Source organism: Cytobacillus mangrovibacter, assembly GCF_042865275.1.
GTDB lineage: Bacteria > Bacillota > Bacilli > Bacillales > Cytobacillaceae > Cytobacillus > Cytobacillus mangrovibacter.
In genome coordinates, this window is the sequence record NZ_JBIACJ010000018.1 from 1 (window position 1) to 12,818 (window position 12,818).

A 12,818-nucleotide genomic window follows, 5' to 3' on the forward strand; every position below is an offset into this window, starting at 1 on the left:
TGGCTAAACATCTAACAAGCTAGCAAAGAAGCGAAAAATAGCTTCTCTTCTTAGAGTTGGCCAAAAGCAGATCAAAACATGGTGTAGAGTGGGGACCTTGACAGTTTCGTTCATATCAGGAGGCTCACCGCCCACCCCGCGGAAAGCGAGCGACCTGGAGCGCAAATCAACCTCTACCCACTAATATTTAATTAGCAACAATATTTGCGAAAACAGGCATTCAGTTTTACTTATTTAGAAATATTCATAAAAAACAGGCTGGCCAATAGGCAATGCATGCTGCCAATTTTCCACCGTTTCCTTTTCCAAAGAATATTCCGCATACAGTAAGGTATCCTTTACAGATAAATAACCTACCATCATAGAAGAAAACAAAGAAATCGGTAAGAATAAAATACGTTTTCTTTCTATGAAACGATCTTGAACAATTTCAACATCTCCATCTTTTTTAATATGAAAGAATAATTCATTCCATGGTGCATAGGGATCTTGAATGGTTACATATAATGAAGACTCTAAATTTCTCCATGGATACCTCTTAAGAAAGGCATACACATCGACAATCCTTACCATCACATCCTGAATTATTTCCTTTTTAAATTGCGGCTGATCAAAGTGAAATCCGAAATGGCTAGCTGCAGAAGCTGTTCCTTCTATTGCATGAACACTTGCCTTATGTGAGGAAATAAAGTTCCAAAGTGCCTGTTCGGCATCTATTCCATCAGCAACAAAATCTTTAATAGAGAATGTCAAATCCTTTATCTCGTAGCGGATATAGCCTGCTACAGAATCTTCCCCCTTGTATAAAGCGAAATGACAGTCTGGTTCCCTCCTAGCAAGCCGACGCCACCAAGCTACATCTCGCAGCATCCCTCCATTTGTTTTTAACGCCTGTTGATTATGAAATTGTTGAATTTCTTGAAATTCCTTTTCTTTTATCCATTCAAAACTGAATCGGATTATTCTATTTGTGCTTTTACTAAATTGCGGGAACGATTCTTTCGGAATCGAATAATGGAGTTTATCAAAGAACAATTCCCAGCCAAAATGGCGATAAAACGATACTGAAAATGGAGCAAGAATAGATAGGTATTGATTTTTTCTTCGCATTTCTTCTAAAGACCTGATTATTAGCTTCTTCACAATCCCTTGATTTCTGTATTCCGGGTATGTCGCTACAAAGCCAATTCCCCCCATCTCATAATTCACACCATGCACGGTCATATTTAACGGCAATACAAGGAGTTGCCCAATAAGCTGTTGCCTATCATAAGCTCCTATTGTCGTGCTTTGTCGAATCCAATAGTGGAAATCCTTTCGTCGTTCTTCATTATATTTATTCGGAAAGCTATAATCTCTTAACCGATGGACTTGTTCATCATCTGTTATAGGTACGAGCTTAACTTCTATTTCATTCGTCATCCCATTAGACCTTTCGATGGATCAATTCTATGAATTTCTAGCATTCTACGCCAAGTCCTTCTGAAGTAATGACTTCCGTTACTTTACTGATTAACGCTTCCTCATCTACTCCACTTGCGGAAATTGTCACGACTGATCCAGTAGAAATTCCTTGTGCCATAACACCCATAATCGATTTTAAATTAACGGATTTATCATTATAAATAAGCTGTACATCAGAAGAAAAGGGCGTTACAGCTGTCACCAATAATGTACACGGTCTTGCATGCAATCCTTCGGGTGCAGTGATTTTAAATACTTTTTTCATAAAAAATCCTCCTCATTCATTATTCAAAATCAATACGGCTTTTGTATTTCTCGATTAAAGCCATATTCGCAGATTGATCGCTCGAGACATTTGCACTCTGGAAGACTGGCAATCTATCCATTTCAAGCTTTTCTATCACTTGACTAAATAAAGCATGCAAAATAGCAGAACCAACTACGGTAGAAGCCGGTCCATATTGAATACCTTGGCGGCTTAAAATCCCGTCTCCAACTGGTATATGGGTATTTAATACAAGATCAACAACATCCTCTAATCGTTGTCCACTTTCGTGTCGTGTTAACTGTTCTTTATACTTTAAAGATTGAAGGGATAGGACTGTAATCCCCGCTTTTTTTCCCAATTGAGCAACATCGATAGGAACAGGATTACATCCTGAAGTCGAGATGACAATAAGCACATCATTTTTCTTAAATTCAAAGTTCTCCAGATTTTTTTCTATAAAAGCTGGATCCTTTTCATTTTTCGAAGAGGCTAATGCACCTGAATGGAGCATTAATGATTCAATGGTGATTGGACGTACTGGGACGAGACCACCTGCTCGATAATAAGCATCTTGAGCCAGCAGATGTGAATGACCACAGCCAAATAATTGGAGAATCCCTCCATTATGGAAACTCTCAACGATAATTGCCGAAGCCCGTTCAATTTGTCTTTGTTCCTGTTCGCTTACTATACTCAAGAGGTGTTGAATCCCCGCAAAATAAGACTGCATACTTCTCACCTCTTAATTTCACTAATAAATTTATATCGATCTGCACGATACGTACTGCGCACTAATTCGAAGGGAACCCCATCTGTTAAAAAGCTAGTTCTTTTAATAATAAGCACGGCTTGTGAAGGACCAATTTGCAAATATTTACTGTCTTCCTTCGAAACAATTGCTGCTTCCATTTGCTGAATGGCATTCCCTATTTTTTGGTGAGATCGAGCTTCAATTTGTGCATAGAGAGATCCCATTATTTTCTTTTCATCTAGATCAGGGAAGATTTTCACTGGGATATAGGTTCTTTCAATCGCCATAGGCTTTAGATCCGCATTCCGTATTCGAACAACATTGAAAACCAGCTCATCTAGTTCAATTTGGAGCTCTCGAGCAATATCAGCTGGTGGAATAACCTTCTCAAAATTGATTAATTTACTGCTCGGTTCCATTCCTCTTGCTCTCATATCCTCTGTAAAACTAGTCAACCCATTTAAAGGCTGCTCTAGCTTTGGATTGGCAACATAAGTGCCTCTGCCCTTTTCTCGATATAAAAGTCCACTGTTCACAAGATTTGTAATTGATTGTCTGACAGTCATCCGACTCACATTTAACTGTTCAGACAACTCACGCTCTGAAGGAATACTTTCATCTATCTTATATTCTTCTAGTTCAATGCGCTGCTTTAACAACTCCTCTATTTGGAGATAGATGGGCACACGAGATTCTTTATCTATCAAACCTTTCTCCTTCCTTCTAAGAAAATTTACTATTGCTTTTCAAAAACGATTCTTCCGCGGCAGATCGTCTTTTGTACATTCAACTCTTTATCTAAAATAACCAAATCTGCATCAGAACCTTCTGCAATATACCCTTTATTAGGCAGTCGCAACTGTTTAGCGGCGTTTGTAGATGACATGGAAACAAGCTCTTGTAAGGAGCAATTAGTTACTTTACGTATATTGCGGACAGCCTGATCCATTGTTAATACACTGCCAGCTAAAGCCCCATTGGAAAGATGCGCACCCTTTTCTGTCACATGTACAGTTTGGCCGCCTAAATCATAATCCCCATACGGAAGTCCTTTTGCACGCATCGCATCTGTAATCATAATGATCCCATGAGCCCCTTTTAAACGAAAGGATAGCTTTAATGCAGCTGGATGGCTATGCAAAAAGTCAGCAATTACCTCTGTTTTCACCTGCTCCTCAAGCAGTACAGCCCCAACAATGCCTGGTTCACGGTGATGGAATGGCCGCATTCCATTAAATAAATGCGTGGCTTGCTTTGCCCCTAATACAACTGCCCTTTGCACTTCTTCTGCCGTTGCATCTGAATGTCCAATGGATACAAGAATTCCCGCTTTGCTAATCGTTTCAACAAATTCAAATCCATTCCTAGCTTCTGGTGCAACCGTTATTTGCTTGATCCGATTTCCGCTGAGCTTCTGCCAATAATTAAACTGGTCGATGGATGGATCAATAATATGTTCTACTGGCTGAGCACCAGCCCATTTTCTTGATATATAGGGACCTTCCACATGGATGCCTAAAAGCTCCGCTTCATCTTCATTGCTTTGAAAATGACTGATATTCTCCAGTGCTGCCTCAATTGCATCAATCGATTGTGTCATCGTTGTTGCTAAATAACTGGTCGTTCCTTCCTTAATTAGAGATCTAGCCATCCCTCGCAAGGTTTCCTCTGTTCCATCCATCGTGTCAAAGCCCGCTGAACCATGAATATGCACGTCGATAAAACCTGGAAACACGATCCATCCTTTTGAAGTTCCGTCCACATGTTCATTCGCATCAACTTCTAAATTATTACCTATCGCTTCGATTTTTCCATTTTTTATAAATATATCACCAACAAATTGTTCTTGATCATCATTAACGATTGTGACATTGGAAATGAGTGTTTTTCTTTCCATTTTAACCAGCTCCTAAAAGGCTAAAAAAGAAACATTCTCTTCTGCCTTCGATGTCTTGATTTATTAAGCAGCCTTGTTGTATCTATTGGTATAGTTGTCTATACCAATTATAGTTTAGATGGATTAAAAAGAAAAGTCTAAATATTTAATTTTTTATTTTTAAAAAGGGCTGTTTTCATTCATATTACTTTCTCAAAGCAGTGATTCTTGGAAAATTCTAGAAAATTTTATGTTGGATTTAGGGTTGGGTGGTTATAATGAGATTGTACTAATATTTGAGGAGTGGTCAGATTGGCTATTGAGGTTTACTTTAATTTTAATGGAAATTGTCGTGAAGCTGTAGAATATTATGCAGAGGTTTTCGGTACTGAAAAGCCGCAAATTATGACCTTTGGGGATGCACCTCCAAACCCTGGATATCAGCTGCCAGAAGAAGCAAAAAATTTAGTTATGCATGCACGTCTTACAATTAGTGGGAGCAACGTTATGTTCTCTGACACGTTTCCTGGATCGCCTTTTACCCAAGGAAATAATATTACCCTTGCATTCGTTAGCAAGGACATCGATGAAATTAAATCCGTATTTAGTAAATTGAAGGAAGGCGGGACTGTCGGCATGGAACTTCAGGAAACTTTCTGGAGCAAATGCTATGGTCAATTAACTGATAAATTTGGCATTGGGTGGCAATTAAGCCATGACAGTGGGGAAACAGGCATGTAAACTAGCATGAAAAAAGGAAATAGATCCTCTCATCGAGAGACTATTTCCTTTTTTATTTCTCATACAGTTTTGTTCATCTTCCTTTTCGAATCCTCAACCTGAAACAATTTTTTAAAAATTGGCCCTATGCCAATAAACAAGCAAAGGATTCCTACAAAGAGAGATAACAGGGTCCAAAATGTCATCCCAAAACCAATTAAATCATACGCGCCTTCATAATAAGTGACATCCGGCGTATTAATATAGGCAGTCATTAATGCCGCAGTTAGGTGCTTTGAAACATACAAGAAAGCCGCAATCGCGATAAAAAAACAGCCAAGAGCAGTAATCCCCTTTTTCATCAGCATTCACCTCTACTATCATTTCCACTTTCCAATGTACTGACATTATACAGCAAGAAAAAGGATAAAAGTGGGTTTTAGAGGTTTTTTAGTACTTTGTCCTTATACAGTTTCTACTTTCTGCTTAGCCTCGTTCCCTCCAGCAAGTTCTGGGTACACTTTTCTTATAACAGAAGGTCTGGCAAGTACAAGGACAACACCGATTAGAAGTGCAGCTGACATGATCAATATCCATTGCGCTGGCAATACATCATATAAGAAGCCGTACAAGACCATTCCCAATGGCATGAGCGCCATTGCCATTGTTTCAAATAAAGAAAAAACACGTCCTTTATAATCATCATCAATTTGCTTTTGCATCATAACTTGCAACGGTGTGTTGACAATAATAATGATTGAGCCAAAACCAAACATGAGCACAATATAATAAATGAACAGGGAGATATTATTCAGCGAAATCATTAGTGGAATAGAAATTCCAGCCAAAATGATTCCCATCGCCAATATCCCTCTTTTTGAGACAAGGAGTGGGAATTTCACTTCTTTTCTCACTGAAAAATAAAGGGACATGACTAGCATTCCTACTGCAAACGCACCTTGTGTTAGTCCAAAATGCTGTGAAGTCATTTTTAACTTTTCAATAAGAATAAAGGAATAGCCAACCTCAAATGCGCCAATAAGGAAATTAACAAGTAGGGCAATCCAGATAACGATGATTAGTAATGACTGTAATTTTAAATAATTGAATCCAGCCTTCATGCTTTGCCACATCGATTCCTTTTGCTCTCCTTCCACTTTTCCCTTCCGTTTTGCAAACAGGTTGAAATTCATCGTCGACTCAAGAATGATCGCTATACTCGATGCAATTATATAGATTATGAGAAAGACTGGCATAGAAACAGCACCGAATAAAAGCCCTCCGATAGCTGGGCTGCCTATGGAGGCAAAGGAAATAGACATCTGGTTTAATGACATTGCTTTCTGGATTCTTGCTTCATCCACAAGTCCTGTAATGGATGAGGAAAATGTGACACCAGCAAAGGTGGACGTAATGGATAATATACAGGTGGTTGTATAAATGGCAGCAAGGGAAAGACCCGAATGGAAGCTAACGATGAGGAGTCCTCCAATGGCTAAGGTTGTTGCAATTTGTGAGCAAATGACAATGGCCTTGCGTGAATAATTATCTGCCACATACCCGACAAATGGTGCTGCAATTGTTCGAGGCAGCAGGCTACAAATTAGGTTTGCAGCAAAGTTTGTTGCAGATCCCGTCATCTGTAAAATATAAAAGCTAATCGCAAATGAATACACTTGTGCTCCAAACGTGGAAATGATTTTACTAATCGTAAATGTCCATAAGTGATAGGTTGCCTTCTTTAACTTTAGAGCCTCTTCCACAAAAACACACCTTTCAGAAGTTTAATTTAATTAAACAAATCGTACCATCTTACCCCTTTCTTTTCAAGCAAAAGTTTAATATAATTAAACTATTATGAAAGCAGGAGTGTACTGAAGCCATGTTAGGTGAACGAATACGTAAATTACGCAAACAAAAGAAAATGACACTTGAAGCACTAGCAGGTGAGGCGCTCACAAAAGGTATGCTTAGTCTCATTGAGAATAATAAGGCAAATCCATCAATGGAAAGCCTAACATATATCGCACAGCAATTAGGTGTAGAAGTAACCGACTTATTAGAGGAAGTTAGTTCACAGGAATTACGGGGAGTTCTTGAAAAGGCCGAAAAGATATTTAATCAAGATTCAGAAGAAGTGAATGATAAGTATACACAACTCATTGCTCTCATTGAACCTTATGCAGGCAGCCTTGCAAATGGATACGAATCAGCTCGATTATTAGATATTTACAGCCGTTCTCTTTACATTAAAAAAAAGGACGGATGGCATAAATTATTAGACAAAGCTGCACAAATGTATGATCAGATGAACCTTACTTCACGACGATCATCACTTGGTATTTTTCGTTCTAAGGTAAAGTTTATTGCTCATGACTATGCAGAGTCGCTAGACATACATTTAAGCGAACGGTGCAAAATTGAAGCAACTCATGCTTACATTGATCCAATGACAAGGTTATCACTGGATTATCATGAGGCAGCACTATACTTTGCCGTCGGTGATACAGAATCTGCCACACGGGTGATGAATGATGCGATAACTTTTTCAAAAGAGAATCGAATTTTTTACCTTATAGATGATTTATACAGACTTGCTGCTGGATATGCAATGATGTCAAAAGATATTGTAAAGAAAGCTTATTACACACAGAAGCTGAAGCAATATGAGGAGTTTGCTGATGATATCAATTCAAAATGGTTTTGTGAGCTAATACATATTGATTCACTCATTTCTGACGAACATGAATATGCTAAGGCAATTGAATGGATTGATCAGGTACTTTTGAATGAAGAAAAACCAGTAGATTATCAACCATACTTCTTGCTAGAAAGGGGACGAGCTTTATATGGTCTTGGACAATTTTCTGAGGCTCTTCATTATCTCAGCCAAATTCGCATCCCTTCTATCCTTCATCATCCATTTGATTTATCCATTTTTTATATTGCGGACTCCTATATGGCCCTTTGCCATTTGGAACAAAAAGATGTAAAAGCAGCTACTCACTTTGCTGAAATAGCGGTGAAAAATTTCGATCCATTGCCTGATACATCTTATAAAGATTTCAGTCAAGCTACCTATGAAAGAATAAAAATGGCAAAACCAGCAGAAGCATAAATGCTCTCTGCTGGTTTTTTTAGTTTCATGGTTCCTATCCCCTTGTCCCTGTTTATAGTAAAATATTAGAAGGATCATTCTTACATTGGGGAGAATACAAATGTTAGATAAGTTACATAGATTTTATAATCATTCCTTATTATTATCGGAGAAACCGAATTCTAGCTTTTATTCTAATTACCACTGGTTTAAAGATGAAAAAAGCTCTAGGTGGCTTGGCATTCCATTTGAATCCATCCAGAAGCAAGAGCTTGCATTACTCAAAACTCTATTACATTATGAATTTACGAAAAATAGTATAAATACAAAAGCAAAAAAATGGTATGATTTTTTATTTTTAGATGGAATTATTCCAGAAGCTGATCATAAATCAAGGTATCAATTTATACAATTTCAACTTTATGGGACGGAATGGGAACATTCTGATATAGAAGAGGCTATATACGGCTTTTTCCATGATGATTCTATCATCATTTGGAAAGATCAAATGAATGGGGTCATTATTGAACGCAAACCCGACCAGAGAATAAGTGAGAAATTATTGCTACCCCTTTCTCAAACACTTGAAAGTGATTTTTTTATTAAAGCCTTTTTTTTCTGCGGAAAAGTGCTGAATCTATCCTTACAACTACCCAAACTTATTGAAGAAGAAAATCAATTCTTTGAAAAAGCTATACAGCTTATCCCGTCTGAAAGAGTATATACGTTTGAAAAATGCTTCCCCTACCTGCTATCAGCACAGCTTCCAATAGATATGCATGAATGGCTAAACTCGCAATTGCTTCAATTTATTACTGATGAACCTGAATTATTAACGGCCGTTAAACGATTTTTGGAAAACAACTCTAACGCTACTTTAACCGCAAAACAACTATATATTCACCGGAATACATTGCAATACAGATTAGATAAATTCATGCAAAAAACAGGAATAAATTTAAAGGATTTTAATAGTTCGATAACGGTTTATCTAGCTTGTCTTCTATGCAAGGAGTAAATGCATCTTTTGAGGTATTGCATAGTTTGGATGTGCACGTCGCCCAAAAATAGGAAAAGAAGTTTATGCACACAGCCCATATTCACACTCACTCTCTTAGCTTTACAATGAATAAAAGGAATGAGAAAAGGGGCTGAATGAAATGGCAGAATTGAAACTCGAACATATTTACAAGGTCTATGATAATAAAGTGACAGCCGTTGAAGATTTTAACCTCGATATTAATGATAAAGAATTTATAGTTTTTGTTGGTCCTTCCGGTTGTGGAAAATCAACTACGTTACGGATGATTGCTGGACTTGAAGAGATCTCAAAGGGTGATTTTTATATTGATGGGAAAAGAGTAAATGAAGTTGCTCCAAAGGATCGTGACATTGCCATGGTATTTCAAAACTATGCCCTTTACCCTCATATGACTGTATACGATAATATGGCATTTGGTCTAAAGCTTCGCAAATTGCCTAAAGATGAAATTAAGCACCGTGTTAATGAAGCAGCTAAAATTCTTGGTCTTGAAGACTATTTAAATCGAAAGCCAAAGGCACTATCTGGAGGTCAACGCCAGCGTGTTGCACTAGGCAGAGCGATCGTTCGTGATGCAAAAGTATTTTTGATGGACGAACCTTTATCTAATCTGGATGCTAAGCTGCGAGTACAAATGCGTTCGGAAATTATTAAGCTTCATAATAGGCTACAAACAACGACTGTGTATGTTACACATGACCAGACAGAGGCGATGACTATGGCAACACGCATCGTTGTCATGAAGGACGGAGTAATTCAACAGGTTGGATCCCCTAAAGAGGTTTATGATAACCCAGAGAATGTTTTTGTTGGTGGATTTATTGGTTCCCCGGCAATGAATTTTATTACAGGAAATCTTGAAGACCACGGATTTAAGGTAGGAAAAACGCGGTTGGCCATTCCAGAGGAGAGAATGAAGGATTTACGCGAAAGAGGTTATGTTGGCAAACAACTAATTCTTGGTGTCCGTCCTGAAGATATTCATAATAAGTCCACCCTTGTTGAATCCTCAGATGGAGCCGTTATAAGCGCACAAGTTGATGTTTCCGAACTTACAGGTGCAGAATTAATGATCTACTCAAGTATTGAAGGACAAAATTTCGTCGCGCGATTAGATGCCAACACAAATGTTCAAAGTGGACAAATAATTAATCTTGCCTTTAATATGAATAAAATCCTCTTCTTTGATGCGGAAACAGAATTAAGAATTCGATAGGAAATAATTCAAAAAAAAGGTTTCGTTGTTTATATAACAACGGATTTTTTTTTCGAAAATCTGTACTTCCACCCATGAATGTTTCTTTTGGGACAAGGTCCCTGCCCCCATGCCCCACTGCTTAGACCGTTTTTTAGTTATATATTGTAATATATTCAAGCGTGATCGGTACATTTTTTTGCGGCACATCACTTGTCTTTAAATGTAGATACCCTTCTTTAACTTCATAAACGTTCGGTGGCTGCAGGACACCATTTACAAAAAGATTAATATAGGAAGCCGCTTCAGGAGCTAAAATTCCCCGTCCACCATATTCCTTTAATTCATCTTCGTTCGTATAAATATGCTTGACCCCATCAGACAATGCATAGTAATGATACGTATCGACTTTAGCGATTTTCGGAGATATGTTTAGAGAAATACACAAATCCACACATACTTTTGGCAAGGAAACAATTTGTTTCTTGCTATAATTCATCATTTTGACACTCACCTGTTCCCATCTTAGATTCCATTATATAACAAAACATATGAATATTTGATGTAATTGATACAACTCATCATTAAAGATGTACAAAGCAGGATAGTCAAAATGACATCCTGCTTTGTATTTCTATTCCACGAAATAAAAGGATTCTACAACATGAGATAAGCCTTAAGCTTATGTTTCAATATCAGTAGTCGAGTCTGGTGTAAAGTTTACTACTTTCAAAACAATTGGTGAGCCTGCTAAAATATCTTCTCCACCAGCAGGCACATTAAAAGCAAGTGAACCAACAGTAGTAGCCCCTGCCGTATACGTAGAAAGATCTTCCATTTGTAAGACACCATTTACATAAACTTGAAAATAACTATTGTTTAACAACAATTCAGGTAGGCTATCTACAGGATCCCCATTATCTTGAAAAAAGTCAGCTGCATCAATAGTTAAGGTTGATCCTGCTACTGCATCTGCAGTGGTTACATAGAAAAATTTAGCATTAAGCGGACTAACAGTGGTTGTAGTTGTAGCATTTATAAACAGTTTCATAAGCTGTAAAGCCATTTTCCCCACTCCTTTCTAGCTCAATTTACATTCCTTAATATCATATGAGTTTTCAGGACAAGTTGTTTTAGTGTAATAACACATTTGATGGCTCATATTAAATACCAAATTAGTACTGAATAGAAAAAGGTGAAGTTTCATTGAATGGGAATTTTGTTCATGTAGTTGGGACTGGTAAACACAAAAAGTGATAGGGGATCTAGAATTTAGCATCAGCCTTTCTAGCTTTGCTTTTCACTACTTATTCCCCCATGTTCCGATAAACGTCCTCCCTTGAATGGAAACCGTCTGCAATAATCGTTTGATCGATATTCGTTTGATCAACAGCAATTGGTGAGAGCAGGACAGAAGGGACTTCAACTTTTCCGTTGTTCACTTTTTGATTTGTTTCAACCTTTTCACCCTTTGCCAGTTTGACGGCAAGCTCAGCTACTTTTTCTGTTAGTGCTCGAATCGGCTTATAGACAGTCATGGTTTGGGTCCCTTCGACAATGTGCTGGGCAGCCGCCAATTCCGCATCTTGGCCTGCCACAGGAACCTTTCCTGATAGCTCCTTTACAGCGAGCGCCTGAATGACGCCGCCAGCCGTTGCGTCATTGGCAGCAATCACTGCATCAATTTGAGTGCCATTCACTTTTAGGGCCGTTTCCATATTTAACAAAGCATTAGCAGGTGTCCAGTCCTTTGTCCACTGGTCATAGACAATCTTAATATCTCCACTATCAATCAATGGCTGAAGCACACTGAAGACGCCCTTCTTCAATAAAATGGCATTATTATCTGTTATTGCACCCCCTATGTATACATAATTCCCTCTTGGAACACGCTTTGTAATCGCTTCCGCCTGCAATTTCCCTACTTCTTCATTATCGAAAGAAACGTATAAATCAATATCTGCGTTTTTTACTAAGCGATCATAGGCGATCACTTTAATTCCTGCCTTATGAGCCTTATGAACGATTGCAGCAGTCGCCTCAGCGTTGTGGGGAACAATGACGAGAACATCAATGCCTTGGCTAATTAAGGTTTCTGATTGAGAAATTTGCAGCGCATCATCACCATTGGCTGCCATTATTTCTACTTCCGCATCGAGTGCTTCCACGGACACTCTAAACAGATCACGATCTTTAAGCCAACGCTCCTCCTCTAAAGTATCCATTGAAAACCCTATTTTGATTTTCTTTTCTACAGACGCTATATTATGCAATTTAATAGAAGGATTAGTTTGCTCCGCTATAGTGAAATTAGCTGATCCCTTTTCACAGGCTGTTGCTATAACACTAAGTGCCAATAGGAACAGGATGACCCTTCCTTTCATCGATATAATTCCCACCAGCCA

General features: G+C 38.1%; 14 protein-coding genes. 4 read left to right on the top strand and 10 right to left on the bottom strand.

Annotated elements, in window-relative coordinates:
• Positions 1-234: 234 nt before the first annotated feature.
• The 5 genes from ACFYKT_RS20340 to nagA are packed head-to-tail and all read right to left on the bottom strand — an operon-like array spanning position 235 to position 4,380.
• Positions 235-1,422, bottom strand: coding sequence for a GNAT family N-acetyltransferase (locus tag ACFYKT_RS20340; RefSeq protein ID WP_389223361.1), 1,188 nt, complete (start codon positions 1,420-1,422; stop codon positions 235-237).
• Between the two features lie 37 nt (positions 1,423-1,459).
• Positions 1,460-1,729: an HPr family phosphocarrier protein gene (locus ACFYKT_RS20345; protein ID WP_389223364.1), complete on the bottom strand. Its 270-nt coding sequence runs from the start codon at positions 1,727-1,729 to the stop codon at positions 1,460-1,462.
• 19 nt (positions 1,730-1,748) lie between these two features.
• Positions 1,749-2,462, bottom strand: coding sequence for a sugar isomerase domain-containing protein (locus ACFYKT_RS20350; RefSeq protein WP_389223367.1), 714 nt, complete (start codon positions 2,460-2,462; stop codon positions 1,749-1,751).
• Positions 2,463-2,467: 5 nt separating this feature from the next.
• Positions 2,468-3,190 carry a GntR family transcriptional regulator gene (locus ACFYKT_RS20355; RefSeq protein WP_389223370.1) on the bottom strand — a complete coding sequence of 241 codons (723 nt, stop codon included), beginning with the start codon at positions 3,188-3,190 and terminating at the stop codon, positions 2,468-2,470.
• 29 nt (positions 3,191-3,219) lie between these two features.
• The gene (gene nagA, locus ACFYKT_RS20360) at positions 3,220-4,380 is read right to left on the bottom strand and encodes an N-acetylglucosamine-6-phosphate deacetylase (RefSeq protein ID WP_389223373.1); all 1,161 of its coding nucleotides are present in this window, start codon (positions 4,378-4,380) and stop codon (positions 3,220-3,222) included.
• A gap of 291 nt (positions 4,381-4,671) precedes the next feature.
• Here nagA and ACFYKT_RS20365 point away from each other — a divergent pair, with 291 nt between their 5' ends.
• Entirely contained in the window at positions 4,672-5,100 is a 429-nt protein-coding gene (locus ACFYKT_RS20365; protein ID WP_389223376.1) for a VOC family protein, read from the top strand.
• Positions 5,101-5,159: 59 nt separating this feature from the next.
• Here ACFYKT_RS20365 and ACFYKT_RS20370 read toward each other — a convergent pair whose 3' ends face one another.
• Together ACFYKT_RS20370 and ACFYKT_RS20375 are read right to left on the bottom strand one after the other, a co-directional pair.
• Positions 5,160-5,441, bottom strand: a complete 282-nt coding sequence (locus ACFYKT_RS20370; protein WP_389223379.1) for a hypothetical protein — start codon at positions 5,439-5,441, stop codon at positions 5,160-5,162.
• Positions 5,442-5,543: 102 nt separating this feature from the next.
• A complete protein-coding gene (locus ACFYKT_RS20375; RefSeq protein WP_389223382.1) occupies positions 5,544-6,842 on the bottom strand; it encodes an MFS transporter in 1,299 nt (432 codons plus the stop codon).
• A gap of 119 nt (positions 6,843-6,961) precedes the next feature.
• Between ACFYKT_RS20375 and ACFYKT_RS20380 the strand changes: the two genes are divergently transcribed.
• The 3 genes from ACFYKT_RS20380 to ACFYKT_RS20390 all read left to right on the top strand — a co-directional run bounded on the left by ACFYKT_RS20380 (position 6,962) and on the right by ACFYKT_RS20390 (position 10,434).
• The gene (locus tag ACFYKT_RS20380; RefSeq protein WP_389223385.1) at positions 6,962-8,197 is read left to right on the top strand and encodes a helix-turn-helix domain-containing protein; all 1,236 of its coding nucleotides are present in this window, start codon (positions 6,962-6,964) and stop codon (positions 8,195-8,197) included.
• Positions 8,198-8,297: 100 nt separating this feature from the next.
• Positions 8,298-9,194, top strand: coding sequence for a PucR family transcriptional regulator (locus tag ACFYKT_RS20385; protein WP_389223388.1), 897 nt, complete (start codon positions 8,298-8,300; stop codon positions 9,192-9,194).
• A 142-nt stretch (positions 9,195-9,336) separates the two neighbouring features.
• Entirely contained in the window at positions 9,337-10,434 is a 1,098-nt protein-coding gene (locus ACFYKT_RS20390; RefSeq protein ID WP_389223391.1) for an ABC transporter ATP-binding protein, read from the top strand.
• 133 nt (positions 10,435-10,567) lie between these two features.
• Here the strand turns inward: ACFYKT_RS20390 and ACFYKT_RS20395 are convergent, their stop codons facing one another.
• From ACFYKT_RS20395 to xylF, 3 genes are all read right to left on the bottom strand, one after another.
• The gene (locus ACFYKT_RS20395) at positions 10,568-10,915 is read right to left on the bottom strand and encodes a DUF4183 domain-containing protein (RefSeq protein ID WP_389223394.1); all 348 of its coding nucleotides are present in this window, start codon (positions 10,913-10,915) and stop codon (positions 10,568-10,570) included.
• Positions 10,916-11,095: 180 nt separating this feature from the next.
• A complete protein-coding gene (locus ACFYKT_RS20400) occupies positions 11,096-11,479 on the bottom strand; it encodes a DUF4183 domain-containing protein (protein ID WP_389223397.1) in 384 nt (127 codons plus the stop codon).
• Between the two features lie 241 nt (positions 11,480-11,720).
• On the bottom strand, positions 11,721-12,812 hold the full coding sequence (xylF, locus tag ACFYKT_RS20405) for a D-xylose ABC transporter substrate-binding protein (RefSeq protein WP_389223400.1): 1,092 nt from the start codon (positions 12,810-12,812) through the stop codon (positions 11,721-11,723).
• Positions 12,813-12,818 lie beyond the last annotated feature (6 nt).

Excerpts from the sequence above, each read along its gene's own strand:
- ACFYKT_RS20340 (WP_389223361.1), bottom strand. The coding sequence starts at position 1,422 with ATGACGAATGAAATAGAAGTTAAGCTCGTACCTATAACAGATGATGAA.
- ACFYKT_RS20345 (WP_389223364.1), bottom strand. The coding sequence starts at position 1,729 with ATGAAAAAAGTATTTAAAATCACTGCACCCGAAGGATTGCATGCAAGA.
- ACFYKT_RS20350 (WP_389223367.1), bottom strand. The coding sequence starts at position 2,462 with ATGCAGTCTTATTTTGCGGGGATTCAACACCTCTTGAGTATAGTAAGC.
- nagA (WP_389223373.1), bottom strand. The coding sequence starts at position 4,380 with ATGGAAAGAAAAACACTCATTTCCAATGTCACAATCGTTAATGATGAT.
- ACFYKT_RS20370 (WP_389223379.1), bottom strand. The coding sequence starts at position 5,441 with ATGAAAAAGGGGATTACTGCTCTTGGCTGTTTTTTTATCGCGATTGCG.
- ACFYKT_RS20380 (WP_389223385.1), top strand. The coding sequence starts at position 6,962 with ATGTTAGGTGAACGAATACGTAAATTACGCAAACAAAAGAAAATGACA.
- ACFYKT_RS20385 (WP_389223388.1), top strand. The coding sequence starts at position 8,298 with ATGTTAGATAAGTTACATAGATTTTATAATCATTCCTTATTATTATCG.
- ACFYKT_RS20390 (WP_389223391.1), top strand. The coding sequence starts at position 9,337 with ATGGCAGAATTGAAACTCGAACATATTTACAAGGTCTATGATAATAAA.
- ACFYKT_RS20395 (WP_389223394.1), bottom strand. The coding sequence starts at position 10,915 with ATGATGAATTATAGCAAGAAACAAATTGTTTCCTTGCCAAAAGTATGT.
- ACFYKT_RS20400 (WP_389223397.1), bottom strand. The coding sequence starts at position 11,479 with ATGGCTTTACAGCTTATGAAACTGTTTATAAATGCTACAACTACAACC.